Origin of the sequence: Streptomyces sp. NPDC050619, from assembly GCF_040654815.1 — a bacterium.
Lineage (GTDB): Bacteria > Actinomycetota > Actinomycetes > Streptomycetales > Streptomycetaceae > Streptomyces.
Genome location: NZ_JBFAIR010000140.1, coordinates 1 through 1,464 on the forward strand (window position 1 = coordinate 1; position 1,464 = coordinate 1,464).

Annotated in this window: 2 pseudogenes; both read left to right on the forward strand. The window is 72.4% G+C overall.

Features of this window, described 5'->3' with window-relative positions:
• Positions 1 to 656, forward strand: a pseudogene (locus tag AB0I77_RS53535) (ATP-dependent carboxylate-amine ligase); the annotation flags it as partial.
• Positions 653 to 1,464: pseudogene (locus AB0I77_RS53540) on the forward strand (hypothetical protein); the annotation flags it as partial. The pseudogenes AB0I77_RS53535 and AB0I77_RS53540, both read left to right, overlap by 4 nt.

Genomic DNA, 1,464 nt, shown 5'->3' on the forward strand with positions numbered 1-1,464 from the left:
AGTACATCAGGGGCCGGGAGTTCCAGCTGTGCGCGGTGATCTCCCGCGGTGTGGTCCTGGGCGCGTATCTGTCGAAGAACCCGGTCCCGATCCTGGAGGTCCTGGACGGCAAGATCAACGCCAACATCACCTACGCGCCGAGCGAGGAGATCCCCGTCGACGCCCGCGCGCTGGCCCAGCAGCTCACCGACGGGCTGCAGATCCCGTACGGCTATCTGCACGGCGAGTTCTTCCTCACCGACGACGGCGAGTTCGTGATGAGCGAGGTCGCGGCCCGGCTCAGCGGCTGCGAGGTGCCGATGAACCACGGCCTCGCCTTCGGCTTCGACTTCCTGCACGTCGTCCTCGACACCTACCTCGACCGGGTGCCGGTGCCGCACTACACGCGCGACCGTGCGGTGGGCGACCTGCTGCTGCCGACCGCGCCCGGCCGCGTCGTCCACATCACCTCCGAGGAGGAGCTGCTGCGCCTGCCCGGCGTGATCGGCGCACACCTGACCGCGGCTGCGGGCGACGTACTGGACCCGCCGCGCGCCTCGCACGCCTCCACCGGCTATGTGCACGAGGAGGGCGCCACCGCGGCCGAGGTCGAGGAGCGGATGCACGCCTTACTGCGCCACTTCGAACTGAAGGTCGACGAGGGAGCCCAGTCATGAGCATCCCCAACGGGCCCGTGTTCGCCCCGTACACCGAACTCGACGACTACACACGGGCGGTGGCGGACGCAGAGGCCGGATACGGCCCACTGCCGGTGTGGACCGGCAGCCGCGCCGACCTCCTGGACGGCATCGCCCTCGCCGAGCAGCTCTACGGCGGCCACCGCGCCCCCGACCCGGCCGACACCGGCGTCCTGCTCGGCGACGACCCGCTGCCCGAGGCGCTGCGCGCCCTCGTCGCCCCGCTGGCCCGCCACTGGGTGACAGCCCCGGCGCGGCTGCCCGAGGAGGGCTCGGTGCTGCTGGTCGGCACGTACGGCGGGCTGCGCGGGGACGAGGTGCAGCCGGTCGTCGACGCCGCGTACGCCGCCGGACGGCCGCTGTTCCTCCTCACCGGCCGTGACGTGCACAGTCTGAGCTGGGTGGTGGCCAAGCAGTACGCCCGGGTGGTGCCGGGCGCCGCGGTGGGCGTCGTCTCCGAACTGGACGCCGCAAAGGCGGTGCCGGGCGCGGACGTGTGGTGCGGCGCGGACGACGTGCGCCGCCTGGACATCAAGGAGGTGGCGCTGGGCCGGGTGTGGCGGCGGGTGCTGTTCCACGGCAACGGCAAGGACGACCAGCTCAACCTGGGCCAGTTCACCCTGTGCGGGGCGAGCCCCGTCGCCGCGCTGCCCGGCGCTCCCGGCCCCAAGTGCGCCTACAAACTGGGCTGCACCAAGCCGATGGACAAGCTGATCCCGGCCCGCGCCATTCGCGCCGCGGAACTGGTGCTGGCCAACTGCTTCAGCGGCGCGCCGGCCGGACACGC